Origin of the sequence: Weizmannia sp. FSL W8-0401 (assembly GCF_038009125.1) — a bacterium.
Classification (GTDB): domain Bacteria; phylum Bacillota; class Bacilli; order Bacillales; family Bacillaceae_C; genus Weizmannia; species Weizmannia coagulans.
In genome coordinates, this window is sequence record NZ_JBBPAG010000001.1 from 2,784,101 (window position 1) to 2,797,771 (window position 13,671).

Genomic DNA, 13,671 nt, shown 5'->3' on the forward strand with positions numbered 1-13,671 from the left:
CCCCCACCCGTACTTTTTGTTCTGTAATCTTTAAGGCGGGGGAATTCACGTGTGATGGGAAAATGTATAATTTCAATCAGCAGCAGTTCCGCGGTGATTTGTTAAACCAATCGGGCATATGCCGTTGTGCTGCTTGTTTTCTGCCAGCAGTTGGTTGGGCCCGGCTTTGCGAGGGAAGGTTATGAATGTTTAACCCCTGCAGACTCGGGAAATATATTGGTCATAGCATTGGGCCCGGTTTTACGCGGAGAGACTGCGATTTTTCGGGATAAGCCGTTGTGCTGCTTTCCTCCCATTCCAAGGGTGGCGATCGGAATTCCAGTTGGCGCCACCCTGTTCAGCTCAAATGGCTGATTTTTTCTATCTTGATTCCTTCCCGTTCAAGCGACTGGCGGATAAATTCCGCGAATGCAAGCGCCTGTCTGCCGTCGCCGTGGATACAGATTGTATCCGCACGGACGCTGACATCTTCTCCTTGCACGGAGGTGACCACGCCTTCTTTGATCATCCGGATCACCTGTTTTGCCGCCGTTTCACGGTCTTCAATCAAGGCATTCGGTTCGCGCCGCGGTGTCAAAGAGCCATCTTGTTGATAAGTCCGGTCGGCAAAAACTTCGCTCGCCGTCTTTAAGCCGGCTTTCTCTCCGGCTTTCACAAGTTCCGAGCCGGCAAGCCCGAATAAAATCAAGCCGGGGCTGACGTCATAAACCGCCTCCGCAATGGCTTCGGCGAGTCTCGCATCTTTGGCTGCCATATTGTAAAGTGCGCCGTGCGGTTTTACATGCCGGACGGTACTTCCTTCCGCTTTTGCAAACGCAGCAAGGGCACCGACCTGGTAGATGGTCATATCATAAGCCTCTTGCGGGGAAATTTGCATATTCCGGCGCCCGAACCCCATCAAATCCGGGAGCCCGGGGTGCGCGCCGATCCCAATCCCTTTTTCAGCCGCCATCCGGACCGTTTTCCGCATCACAGCCGGATCGCCGGCGTGAAAACCGCACGCAATATTGGCGGAAGTGACCAAATCCAGTATTTCTTCATCTCTCCCAATGGTATAGGCACCAAAACTTTCGCCCATATCACAGTTCAGATCAACGCTCAGCATGCGTGCCCCTCCTTCTCGCCTGATAGGCAATTGTTCCCTTCAACATGCGAATTTGTTTTTCTCTTTCTATATAAAGCAACTGTGCTTCCTGCAACGTTATTTTTTTGAACCTGAGCTTATCACCCGGCTTCAGCTGGGCGAGTAACGGCAAATCTACAAAAGCAACCTGGGCGATTTTCGGATATCCCCCTGTCGTTTGCCGGTCTGCCAACAGGACAATCGGCTCCCCGCCGGACGGCACCTGGATGGTTCCAAAGCTGACACTTTCAGATAACATCTCCTGCGCCGCTTTTACCGCCAGTTTCGGACCTTCGAGGCGGTACCCCATCCGGTCGGAATTTTGCGAAAGGCGGTATGGTTCATGGAAAAATGTTTCAATACTTTCTGCGGCAAATAAATCGTGATGGCGGCCCGGAATGACCCGGATCGTTGGAAACGGACTGTAATCCGGCAGCATGTTTTTCGATACAGACCATGCCGGCGGGTATTCAAGAGATGCAGCCAGTTGCCTGGAGACTTCCCCGGGAGTCCCGGTTTCGAGCACATCGCCCGCCTGGAGCGCCCTGCCGTTGAAACCGCCTATCCTTGCGCGCAAATAAGTTGACTTGCTTTTCAGCACTTCCGGAACAGATATCCCGCCGGCCACTGCCAAATAGACGCGGCAGCCGGTCCCGCCCTGCCTCAGTCTGAGTTCACTGCCGCTTTTCACTTTCACGGGGCGCCATAGCCCGACCGGTTTCCCGTCCAAAACAGCATGGAACCCGCTGCCGCAAATGGCAATCAGTGTATCGTTCTGAAACTCCAGCACCGGCCCTGTGAGCGTAATTTCCAGTGTTGCTTCATTTTCCGGATTGCCGACAAGCAAGTTTGCGACTCTGTGGGCAAAAGCATCCATTGCCCCGCTTTGGACAACCCCGTATTTTTGGTAGTGCCGCCCGAGATCCTGCACCGTTGTCAGCATGCCCGGTTTGATGATTTTAATCATGACGGCATCTTCTCCAGTTCCTGGTATTCTTCAAGGCTCACCGGCCGGAAGCGGATTTTGTCGCCCGCTTGCAGGAGGCTTGGCCCATCCCGGTCCGGCCGGAACAGTTTGACAGGGGTCCGGCCGATGATTTGCCAGCCTCCGGGTGTTTCGATCGGATAAATCCCGGTTTGTTTCCCGGCGATTCCGACCGATCTTTCCGGTATTTTGAGCCTCGGCGTTTTTTTCCTTGGCGCTGCGATTTTTTCAGGCATGCCGCCGATATAAGGAAAACCTGGTGCAAATCCGATCATGTATACGGTGTAGTCGCCGGAAGCATGGATGCGGATCACTTCTTCAGGGGTAAGGCCGTTGATGCGGGCAACATTTTCGAGATCCGGCCCGAATTTGCCGCCGTAGCATACCGGGATATCGACTGTGCGCGGTTCCGGGATAAATGCAGGCTGCGCTTTTTCAAGAAGCCGGGTGAAATAGCGGGATACATATCTGTAGGGATATTCGCCAAATTTTGCATAAACTTTGAAAGGGTCATACAGAACGGTGACTGTTGTGTAGGCGGGAATATATTCAATCATCCACGCAGGCGCCGCTTTTTCGATTAATGAAACGATCGCCCGGATTTTCCTGTGGTTTGCAAGGCTGATTTCTTTCCCTGCTTCAATCAGGATTGCGCCGTCGCCTTCCGGAAACAATTGAAAATCCATATAGACGCCTCCATCCTTGTATTCATTTAAAAAGATTATTATCATATAATAACAAATGTTTTCTATTTTGTCACTGAAAAAACCCAGCCGGTAATGCCACAGCATTTCGTTTTGATTTGCTGCAAGAAAGAAGTAGCAGTTGGCTGCTTTAACGTTTTTCGAACCCTTTGTTTAAGCAGCGCAACCGTATCCGGTTTCAAGATTGTTTTTTAAAAAATCTGTCTCCCGGCAAACCGGTTGCGGGAAGCTTGCGGATGGAAAAGCCGTGCTGATAGCAGGCGTTTTGACAGCCATGAGAATAATATTTTGTGATAACTTTGGAAAGTATTTCTATATTTAAATTATTCACTTTGTAAACATTTATATTTCAAAGTATACACCGGCATTAAGGGATAAGGCAACGATTGCGCATGTGCACGTTTCCCCCATGGTAAACCATCGGACCGAATGCTTGTTCTGACTTTGTAATGTTCTTCGATGGCGCTGCGTTAGAAACGCAAGGGGGCTGCTGAAAAAGTGTGCTTGGTAATCTTTCTCGCTGGGTGCCGCACCCCCTGAAGCATGGGCACCTATATTAAAAAATTGCGTCGGCTGATTTTCATCCCTTTGCCGGTGCTGCACTCTTTGCAGCACGGTTCTGCGCCGGGCACCCCCACCATGCCAGGTGGAAAATGCGGCATGGACATATTCGAAGAAGAGCTTCTGTTATTTCTGGTATAGAAACACATTGAATATTCTTGCTGAAACGTTCTATAATGAAGTTACCTGTTTTTGTATGTTAGAAATGGGGGGTACTTCCTTTGGATAAACCGAAATTGTGGACGAAAGACTTCATTATGATTTCTTCCACAAATTTTTTTACGCACGTTGTATTTTACTTGTTAATGACCAGTATTGCCATGTATGTCACAACCGCCTACCATGCAAGCCAGGGGATGGCAGGGCTTGCGGCGGGAATATTTGTGCTCGCTTCGCTCATTGCACGGTTATTTGCCGGTAAATATTTCGACAAAATCGGCCGCAAGCAGATGCTGGTCAGCGGATTGGTTGTTTTTCTGGCGGTGATGTTGCTTCATTTTAAAGCTGACAGTCTCCTGCTTTTGATGGTTTTGCGCTTTATCCAGGGAGCAATGCACGGCGTGATTACGACAGCGGCCGGCGCCATTGTCGCGGATATCATCCCGAATGAACGGCGCGGGGAAGGCACCGGCTATTATGCGACAAGCATGAATTTAGCGATGGCGATCGGGCCGTTTTTAGGGATTCTGATTACCCGGTTTGCCGATTTTCAGATGATCGTGCTGGTGTCAAGCATCATTGCATTCATCGATCTGATTTCTGCCATTTTGTTATCCGTTCCAAAACCGGCGCCTGCGAATGCACAAGTGAAGGAAATGGCCCGTTTTAAAGTAAAAGATTACTTTGAACCGGCTGCCGTGCCGATTTCTGGTGCAGTTTTTGCGGTTACGCTTGCCTATTCCAGCGTGCTGTCTTTCTTATCTTTGTATGCAAGGGACATTGGACTAACCGGCGCCGCCACTTATTTTTTCCTTGTATATGCGGCAGCGCTCGTCATTACAAGGCCTTTCACAGGCAGATGGTTTGATGAACGCGGGGAAAATGTTGTCGTTTACCCGCTGTTTATTTTGTTAATTGCCGGTTTCGTCCTGCTCAGCCAGGCGCACAGCGGATGGATGCTGCTTTTGTCAGGAGCTTTGATCGGGATCGGTTACGGCACCGTGCAGTCCAGTTTCCAGGCAATTGCCATTCAGCTTTCGCCGCCGAACCGGAAAGCCCTGGCAACTTCGACGTTTTTCATTTTTCTTGACCTGGCAAGCGGATCTGGGCCTTATCTGCTCGGGACAGTTGCCGGTTTGATGGATTTCCGGATGTTGTATCTTGCGGTTTCGGGCTGGGTTGTCCTGTGTATTGCCGTTTATTATGCCGTCCATGGGAGAAAAGCAGCAGCCAGCAAAAACACAACAGCAGCAGAAAGTAAATTTTAACAGGAGGGGTTGCACATGGCAGAACATCACTTTCATTTAAAAGCAGACTGGCCGGGGCTTCGCAATGATACAGGGAACATCGCATGCGGAAATCTGGTGGCAAAAATTTCCATTCCTCCGGAGATGGGCGGTCCGGGTGCCGGCACAAATCCGGACGAAATGTTGCTCGGGGCTGCCGCAACATGTTATATCATTACGCTGGCGGCGATGATGGAACGCAGCAGCCTGGAGAAAGAAAGTTTGACAATGGCATCAGAAGGGATCGTCGATGTGACCGGCGGCGTATTTACGTATAAAAAGATCATCCACCGGCCGGAAATTGTGCTGAAACCGGGCGCATCCGAGAGCGACGTCCGGCTCGCGCGGAAACTCGCGGAAAAAGCCGAAAAATCATGCATGATCAGCCGGGCCATTCAGGGAAATGTGGAAATGGAGCTTGAAGTTACGGTGAAAACAGCCGGCTGACTGGAACGGCAGGCAACTGTGAAAAAAGAAAAAGGCTGCCCTGCTGTTTGGGAAGCCATTGGAAAAGTGATTTTGCATGTCAGTATACAACATATAGAACGGAAAAAGACGTTGAGGCGGTGTCCCAACGTCTTTTCTTAGCTTTTTTGGGAGCTGCCTTCGTTTCCAGCAGCTCCTTTCGGTGAACAACTGTGTTTTTTACAATACTTTGTCCAAAAAGTCCTGTGCCCGGGTTGTTTTCGGGCGCGAAAAGAACTCATCCGGTGTGCTGTCTTCCAAAATTTTTCCGCCGTCAAGAAACAGGACGCGGTCGGCCACTTCGCGGGCAAAGCCCATTTCGTGTGTGACGATGACCATCGTCATGCCGGTTTGGGCAAGGTCTTTCATGACGTTCAGCACTTCTTTGACCATCTCGGGATCAAGTGCGGATGTCGGTTCGTCAAACAGCATCAGTTTCGGTTCCATCGCCAGCGCGCGCGCAATCGCGACACGCTGCTTCTGCCCGCCGGAAAGGCTGTCCGGATATGCGCCTTCTTTTTCCGTCAGGCCGACTTTTGCCAGCAATTCGCGCGCTTTTGCTTCGGCGGTATGGCGGTTCATCTTCTTTACTTTCATCGGCGCGTAAGTCAGATTGTCCAGCACCTTTTTATGCGGAAAAAGATGAAAGTGCTGGAACACCATTCCAATTTCCGAGCGGACTTTCATTACATTCGTTTTTTTATCGGTGATTTCTTCCCCGTCAATCCAAATCCGCCCTTTTGTCGGCTCCTCCAGGAAATTCAGGCAGCGCAGAAAGGTCGATTTGCCGGATCCGGACGGTCCGATGACAACGACGACTTCCCCTTTTCCGACTTCTGTTGTAATATCTTTTAAAACTTCATTATGCCCGAACTGCTTATGGAGATGTTCGACTTTAATCACTGTATTTCATCTTCCTTTCCACTTGTCTGCCAAGCATGGTGAGGATAAAGACAAGCACCCAGTAAATCGCGGCAACAAACAGCAGCGGTTCAAAATTGTGATACGTTTGCGCGCCGACAACCTGGGCACGGCGCATCAAATCGAGATAACCGATGGTCGATACAAGGGCAGACTCTTTTGTCAGGGAAACAAATTCATTCATCAACGCCGGCAAAATATTTTTCATCGCCTGCGGTAAAATCAAGTCTTTCATCATTAAATAATACGGTACGCCGAGCGCCTGGGCAGCTTCGGTCTGGCCTTTGTCGACCGCCTGGATCCCGGCCCGGATGATTTCCGAAACGTAAGCGGCGGAGTTCAGGCCGAATGCGAGAATTGCGGACGGAAACGGCTGAATATCGTAACCGGTCAGCTGCGGGATGGCAAAATAAATGAGCATCAGCTGCACGATAAGCGGCGTGCCCCGGAAAATCGATGTATAAATATCGCCAATCCATTTTAATGTTTTAATATGTGAAATTTTAAAAAGGGCAAAAATCGTGCCGAGCACGAACCCGAAAAGGATCGCAAAGAATACAAATTTTAAAGTTACCCATATTCCTTTTAAAATAAAAGGAATATAAGGCACAATTTGGCTGAAATCCAAATTCATGCCTTACACCTCACTTTGATTATTTTGAAAAAACAGCGCCCTGCTCAGCAAGACGCCTGCATGCATTACTGTTTGTCAAGTTTCCATTTCTTTCTCAGCTCATCCAGCTTCCCGTTCTTTTCCGCTTTTGCCAGCACTTTGTTGACTTTTGCCGTCAACTTGCTGCCTTTTGGAAAGGCAACCGCCATACCCGGGGAACTTGAGGTCGGATCATCAAAGCCGGCCAGGTTTTGCTTCTTGATATAACCTTCTGCGACCGATTTATCCAGATAGGCTACTTGAATCCGTTTTGAAAGCAATTCTTCAATTAAGTTTGTGGAGTTGTCCAGTTTTTTGACCGTAAAATTGTACTTCCCTTTCAGCTTGTCCGCGCCCTCTTCCTGAATGGTGCCGAGCTGGACGCCGACAGTTTTGCCTTTCAAGTCATTCAGTGTCTTGATAGGGGAACCTTTTAACGTAACGAACATTTCCCCTGAATGATGGTACGGGGTGGAGAAGTCGACGTTTTTGGCGCGTTCTTTCGTTGCGGACATCCCGGAAAGGACCATGTCAACACGGTGCGATTGCAGCGCCCCGATCAATCCGTCAAATTTCATATCTTTAATTTCGAGTTTGTATCCCAGTTCTTTTGCAATATAGTTGGCGAGATCCGCGTCAAATCCAATGACTTTTCCTGCTGTGTCCCTTGTTTCAAACGGGGCAAAGTCGGCTGAAGTGCCCATGACGAGCGTTTTTTCTTTTTTCGCGGTGCTTTTGCTGCTGTTCGTTTGGCCGCAAGCTGCCGCAATCACCATTGAAAATACAATTGCGATGCCTAACACGATCTTTTTCACAATGTTTCCCCCTATGAATATATCATTCTTGGTAAGTATCTTTATTCAACAAAATGTATTTTAACACGATGCGCAATGTTCGAAAAGATCCCTATTTTAAAAAGGATTGCCATTTTTCAGCTGCTTACCGGTATTTTTTTAACGGTTTCTGCAAACTCGCCTTTTACTTTTTCCAAAAGTTCCCCATTTGTGAGAAGGTCAAATCCGGTCATGGCCAAAGCCAGCGCGCCGCTCGATAAGATCTGATGCGCATTGTCCGTAATCGTCATATCGGCAAATGCTTTTGTATGCGCGACAAGCCCCGGGGCATCCAGGCCGATATACGGGTGGATCGCCGGCACGACATGGCTGACATTGCCCATATCAATGGATCCGTATGAGGTTTTTGGCGGATTGACTTTTTTCACTTTTGTTTGTAAAAGGTTTTCCGTGAACATTTTCGACAATGTCTTGTTGGTGATCATATTGTCATAGCTTAGTTCGTAATTGGATATTTGCACGGCGGCACCGGTCATCATCGCCGCACCCTGTGCGATTCTTTTCACCTTTTCAACCACTTCGTTTAAAACAGCGCGTGCTTTGGCGCGCACATAAAACTGGGCTACCGCCTTATCAGGGACAATGTTTGCGGCAATGCCGCCTTCTTTGATAATGCCGTGGATACGGACATCGGAAGTGACATGCTGGCGGAGCGCATTTACGCCGTTAAACAACTGGATCGCCGCGTCGAGTGCGTTAATGCCGTCTTCCGGATTGGATGCCGCATGGGCTGATTTCCCGCGGAAGTCAAACTGGATCGCGTCCATCGCAAGCGACTCGCCGCTTTCATACGACTCATCGGCCGGGTGGACAATCATCGCGGCATCGATCCCATTGAAAATGCCCTGTTCCGCCATCGCAACTTTCGCGCCGTTCGTTTCTTCCGCCGGTGTCCCAAGCACCACCACGCGGCCGCCGGTTTCACCAATGATTTTGCTTAAAAGCAAGCCCGCACCTGCGCTCATCGTTCCGATCATGTTGTGGCCGCAGCCGTGGCCGACACCCGGAAGCGCATCATATTCGCATAAAAAGGCAACTGCCGGTCCCGGTTTTCCGCTGTCATAAACGGCTTTAAAAGCAGTCGGCCTGCCGACAATCCCTTTGTCCACCGAAAAGCCGTGTGACGTAAGGTAATCCGTGAGCAATTTCATAGACTGGTATTCCTGGTCGCCAAGTTCGGGATGATGATATAAGTAGTCGCTCATTTCCCAGAGCTTGGACTCGATTTGACTCAAATGGTGTCTAAGCTGTTCCTTCATTGGATGGCCCCCTTGTATTGTTCGTGTGCGCCAAAGTTAATATTTATAAATAATATGTTATAAATATACATCACCTTTCCCATTCGGGCAACCCTTTTTTTATAAAAAATACAAAAAGACCCCATCTTGCTTCAGATGGAGCCTTCTTCGTCATATAAACTACTGCTATTCATGAAATGTTCCAGCCATACGGTTTGCAAATGTCCCGGTGCTCACCGGCACGGGCACAGCAACCATGCCGGCCGTCGCGGGGGCCGTAGATTTGCTGGATGTCCCGTGGCTTTTTTGCAATATGCGGGCTTCCTTATGCCATCATTTTGCAAATATCATTTGAAAATGCAACCGGGTCTTCAATCTCGAGCCCTTCAATCAGCCGCGCCTGGTTATACAACAGGTTTGTATAAAGCTTGCATTTGTCCTTGTCATGGGCGAACGCCTCTTTTAATGCGTTAAATACATCATGATGGATGTTAATTTCGAGCACTTTATCGGCTTTCACATTTTGCCCGTTCGGCATGGCGCTCAGCACCTTTTCCATTTCAATTGACACTTCGCCGTCCGTGGTGAAGCAGACCGGATGCGATTTTAAGCGGTGCGAGGCGCGGACATCTTTCACTTTTCCGTCCAGTGACTCTTTCATAAATGCAAAGAGATCTTTGTTTTCTTTTTCCTCGGCATCGGTTTCTTTTGTGTCTTCCGTTTCAAAGCCGAGGTCGCCGCTTGACACGGACCTGAATTCTTTTTCCTTATAATTCATGAGCATCTTAATCGCAAATTCATCAATATCTTCCGTAAAATAAAGGATTTCGTATCCTTTATCAAGCACAAGTTCCGTCTGCGGCAATTTTTCAATCCGGTCGATCGACTCGCCGGTTGCGTAATAAATGTATTTTTGGTCTTCCGGCATGCGACTTACGTATTCATCAAGCGTAACAAGCTTTTTCTCTTTTGAAGAATAAAACATCAGGAGATCCTGCAAATCTTCTTTGTGCGCGCCAAATTCATTGTACACACCGAATTTCAGCTGGCGGCCGAATGATTTGAAAAACGCTTCGTACTGCTCGCGATTCTCTTTCAAAAGGTTTGCCAGTTCGCGTTTGATTTTGCTTTTGATATTTTTCGCAATCAGCTTCAGCTGACGGTCGTGCTGGAGCATTTCCCGCGAAATGTTCAGAGACAAATCTTCGGAATCGACCATCCCTTTGACAAAGCTGAAGTAATCCGGTAAAAGATCCGGGCATTTTTCCATAATCAGGACGCCATTCGCATACAGTTCCAACCCTTTTTCATATTCCGGCGTATAATAATCGAACGGAATTTTTTCCGGAATGTAAAGAATCGCATTGTAACGCACAGTGCCGTCGACTTTGATGTGGATATGCTTAACCGGTTTGTCAAAGCCGTAATGCTTTTCCATATAAAATTGCTCATAATCTTCGTCTGTCAGTTCGTTTTTGTTTTTGCGCCAGATCGGGACCATGCTGTTGAGCGTTTGTTCTTCTTTGACCTCTTCGTACTCATCTTCGCTGCCTTCTTTCAGGCGCCTTTCCGTTACTTCCATTTTAATCGGGTAGCGGATAAAATCAGAATATTTTTTCGCGATGGCCCGCAGCCGGTACTCTTCCAGGTACTGATCGTAGTCTTCATCCTCTGTGTTTTCTTTCAGCTTCAATATAATATCCGTGCCGTTGCCGTCTTTTTCGCACGGTTCAATTGAATAGCCTTCCGCGCCTTTCGACTGCCATTTATAAGCCTGATCGCTCCCTGCAGCCTTGGAAATGACGGTAATTTCATCTGCCACCATGAATGCCGAGTAGAAACCGACGCCGAACTGGCCGATGAGGTCATATCCGTCTTTCATTTCATTGTCATTTTTAAACGCAAGTGAACCGCTTTGCGCAATGGTGCCGAGATTTTCTTCCAGTTCCTTCTCTGTCATGCCGATCCCGGTATCGGAAACCGTCAGTGTCCTGTTTTCTTTGTCCGGGGTAATTTTAATGTAGTAGCTGTCTTTATCAAATGTTAAATTTTCATCTGTCAAAGCTTTGTAATAAATTTTATCGATTGCGTCGCTGGCGTTGGATATCAGCTCGCGCAAGAAAATTTCTTTTTGCGTGTAAATCGAGTGGATCATCATGTCGAGAAGCCGTTTGGATTCTGCTTTAAATTCCTTTACCGCCACTTCGATCTCTCCTTTATATGTATAAATGATGGCAATGCCCCTTTAGCACTCCGAACGCAAGAGTGCTAACATCTTATTTTTTAGCACAGCACCGCTTGTTTGTCAATGAAACAGTGGCAGAAATTGTCCTTTCCAACAGGCAGGGGTTGTTCTATAATTAGTAACTGGCATCTAAATACGGGCTTGGGCGATGGAAACAGGTGAAATTCCTGTACGGTCCCGCCACTGTGATGGAAAAAATTTTCCTAAGTCAGATCTTTCTCCCAAGCTGCCGGTTTATTTGAAGCCTACGAGGTATAGGCGAAAAATTTTTGCCCTTGTATACCTCTTTTTGTACAGGGGTTTTTTTATGGAAAGGAGAGCGGTAATGGTGGGGAAAAAATGGTTCGGGATTCTCTGGGGAATTGTTCTTATTTTTGTGTTATCTTTCCCGTCCGAAAGCTTTGCAGCAGTATCTGTCAGCAAAGACATAAAGAATACGGCATCATATTTTAAATCTTCCGCTTTAAACTCTGATTTTGCAGTAGCCGCACTGGCAAAGGAGAATTTGCTAACAGCCAATGAGATAAAGCAGTACCGGAAAGTTTTAACAGACCGGGTGAATGCCAAAAAGGTAACCGGTACGGAACTCGTTAAGACCATCATCGCTCTAAAAGCGATTGGAGAGGATCCGGAAAACTTTCAAAAGCAGAATTTGATCAAACGCGTATACGATACGGCGGCAGAAAGCTCGGTAACCGGATATGCCTATGATTTAATCGCTTTGAATACGGATGACTATGAGATTCCGAGTGATGCACCGAATACTCCTGCTAAAATTGCAGCAAAACTGGTTGATGCGGAACTTCCGGACGGCGGTTGGAGCTGGAGTTCTTCCGCCAAAAATTCGGATGTTGACTCAACCGGCATGGTACTGACCGCACTTGGCACTTATCAGGATAAACATGATATAGATGTGAACCAGGCAATCCGGGACGGCATCAAATACTTGAAGGCAGCAGAAAAAGAAAACGCCAGCTTTGACAACTACGGCATTAATTCGTGCACAACCGCCCAGGCCATCATCGGTCTTGTCTCTGTCGGCGTTGACCCGACAACCCGTGATTTTGTTAAAAAAGGCACGAATCCTATTTCTGCACTCAGCACATATAAAGATTCCAAAAACGGCGGATACAAATGGAAAACGACAAGCGAATCTTCAGACAGCTTTTCAACAGAACAGGTTTTCCAAGCCCTTGTCGCCTATGACCTTTTTCTAAAAGGAGATACCCTGTATAACTTCAGGAATATTAGCAGATCCCATGCCGGCAGTACGGGCGCAACTGATTCGGATGCTGAAGACAAAGATCCAGGCAAAAGTCCCGGTCACAGCCCGGCTGCAGCTCCTCCGAGAGTGGTTGAAAAGCATACGAAAGAAGTCGTAACCAAAACGAACATCATTACGAATACGAAAGACCATACGATTACGCATAACAACACCACTACAAAAACCAATACGGTGGAAAAACCGGCCGCAGCCAAAAAACAAACGCCGGCAAAAACAAAAACAGCTTCAAATGCAAAAAAAGAGGACAAACCTGCAACTGCAGCTGCCCAGGCACCCCCTGCAGAAGATGCGCAGCAAGAGCCGAAAAAAGTCGTCATTACCAAAACAACGGGTGTTTCTCCTGTGCACGGCTGGGTCGGTTCCCTTTCTGCGGGTGCAGGCGTCATCCTGCTAATCATCCGTAAAAAATTTCTGGGGGTATGAGCAGGAATGAAATATAAAAGTATCATTATTGATAGTATTGCCGTTTTATTGATTGCATTCGGCACCTGGTTTTTTATCGACGGTTTCCATTTTGAATCGAAAACCGTTAAAACTTATTCTGAAACAACACAAGTTGCAAACACTGCAGCAAAGGAAAAGGATACGGCAGCAAAAGACAGTACAACCGGAAAGAAAACGGACGCCGCCGGCAGCAACAAAACGGATGAAAAAAGCAATACGGGCGGATCCGAAAGCAATGCGGCGGATTCAGCTGCCCACTCCAAAAATGCTGAAGAAAAGGCTTCTGCAGACAGCAAGACGGATAAAGCACCTGCCACAAATACCAAAACGGCGGTCACAACCAGCACATCAACGAAAACGACAACCGGGGCTTCTTCGTCCGGGTCCGGCAGCAGCCACGCTTCCGGCAACACCGCAGCGCCATCTAAAGCAAAAGCCGAAACGGTTTCCTTAACCGTAAAGGGCTACAAAGGGCCGGTTTTCAGCGGCAAATACAGTTATAAAAGCGGAGACACTGCATTTTCCGCTTTAAAAAAAGCCGCCGCTTCTGAAGGCGTAAGCCTCGATTATTCCGGGTCCGGTGCAACCGTCTATGTAAAGGGCATTAATGGACAGTATGAAGGGGATCAAGGCGGCATGAGCGGCTGGAAATATAAAGTAAACGGAAAAGAGCCAAACGTTTCCGCAGGGTCGTATAAACTAAAAACCGGCGATCAGGTTGTCTGGTTCTATTCTAAATAGGAGATGCA

12 protein-coding genes and 1 riboswitch are annotated in these 13,671 nt (G+C 48.0%); of the genes, 4 read left to right on the plus strand and 8 right to left on the minus strand.

The annotated features are described in order from the left end of the window. Positions 1–337: 337 nt before the first annotated feature. Genes NSU00_RS13590 through pxpB form a run of 3 tightly spaced genes read right to left on the minus strand, consistent with a single transcriptional unit; the run spans position 338 to position 2,794 of the window. Positions 338–1,105: a LamB/YcsF family protein gene (locus NSU00_RS13590; protein ID WP_013860547.1), complete on the minus strand. Its 768-nt coding sequence runs from the start codon at positions 1,103–1,105 to the stop codon at positions 338–340. Next, positions 1,092–2,090 carry a 5-oxoprolinase subunit C family protein gene (locus tag NSU00_RS13595; RefSeq protein WP_019721584.1) on the minus strand — a complete coding sequence of 333 codons (999 nt, stop codon included), beginning with the start codon at positions 2,088–2,090 and terminating at the stop codon, positions 1,092–1,094. Before NSU00_RS13595 ends, NSU00_RS13590 begins: the two co-directional genes overlap by 14 nt. Next, on the minus strand, positions 2,087–2,794 hold the full coding sequence (gene pxpB, locus NSU00_RS13600) for a 5-oxoprolinase subunit PxpB (protein WP_061566256.1): 708 nt from the start codon (positions 2,792–2,794) through the stop codon (positions 2,087–2,089). Before pxpB ends, NSU00_RS13595 begins: the two co-directional genes overlap by 4 nt. Before the next feature lie 800 nt (positions 2,795–3,594). Between pxpB and NSU00_RS13605 the strand changes: the two genes are divergently transcribed. Together NSU00_RS13605 and NSU00_RS13610 are read left to right on the plus strand one after the other, a co-directional pair. Continuing rightward, the gene (locus tag NSU00_RS13605) at positions 3,595–4,800 is read left to right on the plus strand and encodes an MFS transporter (RefSeq protein WP_019721587.1); all 1,206 of its coding nucleotides are present in this window, start codon (positions 3,595–3,597) and stop codon (positions 4,798–4,800) included. A gap of 15 nt (positions 4,801–4,815) precedes the next feature. Continuing rightward, positions 4,816–5,265 (plus strand): OsmC family protein, encoded by a 450-nt coding sequence (locus NSU00_RS13610; protein ID WP_013860551.1) that lies wholly within the window; start codon positions 4,816–4,818, stop codon positions 5,263–5,265. Positions 5,266–5,463: 198 nt separating this feature from the next. Here NSU00_RS13610 and NSU00_RS13615 read toward each other — a convergent pair whose 3' ends face one another. From NSU00_RS13615 to htpG, 5 genes are all read right to left on the minus strand, one after another. Further along, a complete protein-coding gene (locus tag NSU00_RS13615; RefSeq protein WP_019721589.1) occupies positions 5,464–6,186 on the minus strand; it encodes an amino acid ABC transporter ATP-binding protein in 723 nt (240 codons plus the stop codon). Further along, on the minus strand, positions 6,179–6,838 hold the full coding sequence (locus NSU00_RS13620; RefSeq protein WP_013860554.1) for an amino acid ABC transporter permease: 660 nt from the start codon (positions 6,836–6,838) through the stop codon (positions 6,179–6,181). Before NSU00_RS13620 ends, NSU00_RS13615 begins: the two co-directional genes overlap by 8 nt. Positions 6,839–6,903: 65 nt before the next feature. Beyond that, on the minus strand, positions 6,904–7,671 hold the full coding sequence (locus NSU00_RS13625; RefSeq protein WP_019721590.1) for a transporter substrate-binding domain-containing protein: 768 nt from the start codon (positions 7,669–7,671) through the stop codon (positions 6,904–6,906). A 116-nt stretch (positions 7,672–7,787) separates the two neighbouring features. Further along, the gene (locus NSU00_RS13630) at positions 7,788–8,969 is read right to left on the minus strand and encodes a M20 family metallopeptidase (RefSeq protein ID WP_328192555.1); all 1,182 of its coding nucleotides are present in this window, start codon (positions 8,967–8,969) and stop codon (positions 7,788–7,790) included. Between the two features lie 304 nt (positions 8,970–9,273). Further along, positions 9,274–11,151 carry a molecular chaperone HtpG gene (gene htpG, locus NSU00_RS13635; protein ID WP_340703819.1) on the minus strand — a complete coding sequence of 626 codons (1,878 nt, stop codon included), beginning with the start codon at positions 11,149–11,151 and terminating at the stop codon, positions 9,274–9,276. A gap of 165 nt (positions 11,152–11,316) precedes the next feature. After that, a riboswitch (adenosylcobalamin (AdoCbl) riboswitch) is annotated at positions 11,317–11,464 on the plus strand. A 36-nt stretch (positions 11,465–11,500) separates the two neighbouring features. Here htpG and NSU00_RS13640 point away from each other — a divergent pair. Both NSU00_RS13640 and NSU00_RS13645 read left to right on the plus strand, forming a co-directional pair. Beyond that, positions 11,501–12,901 carry a terpene cyclase gene (locus NSU00_RS13640; protein ID WP_340703820.1) on the plus strand — a complete coding sequence of 467 codons (1,401 nt, stop codon included), beginning with the start codon at positions 11,501–11,503 and terminating at the stop codon, positions 12,899–12,901. 6 nt (positions 12,902–12,907) lie between these two features. After that, positions 12,908–13,663: a DUF4430 domain-containing protein gene (locus NSU00_RS13645; RefSeq protein WP_340703821.1), complete on the plus strand. Its 756-nt coding sequence runs from the start codon at positions 12,908–12,910 to the stop codon at positions 13,661–13,663. Positions 13,664–13,671 lie beyond the last annotated feature (8 nt).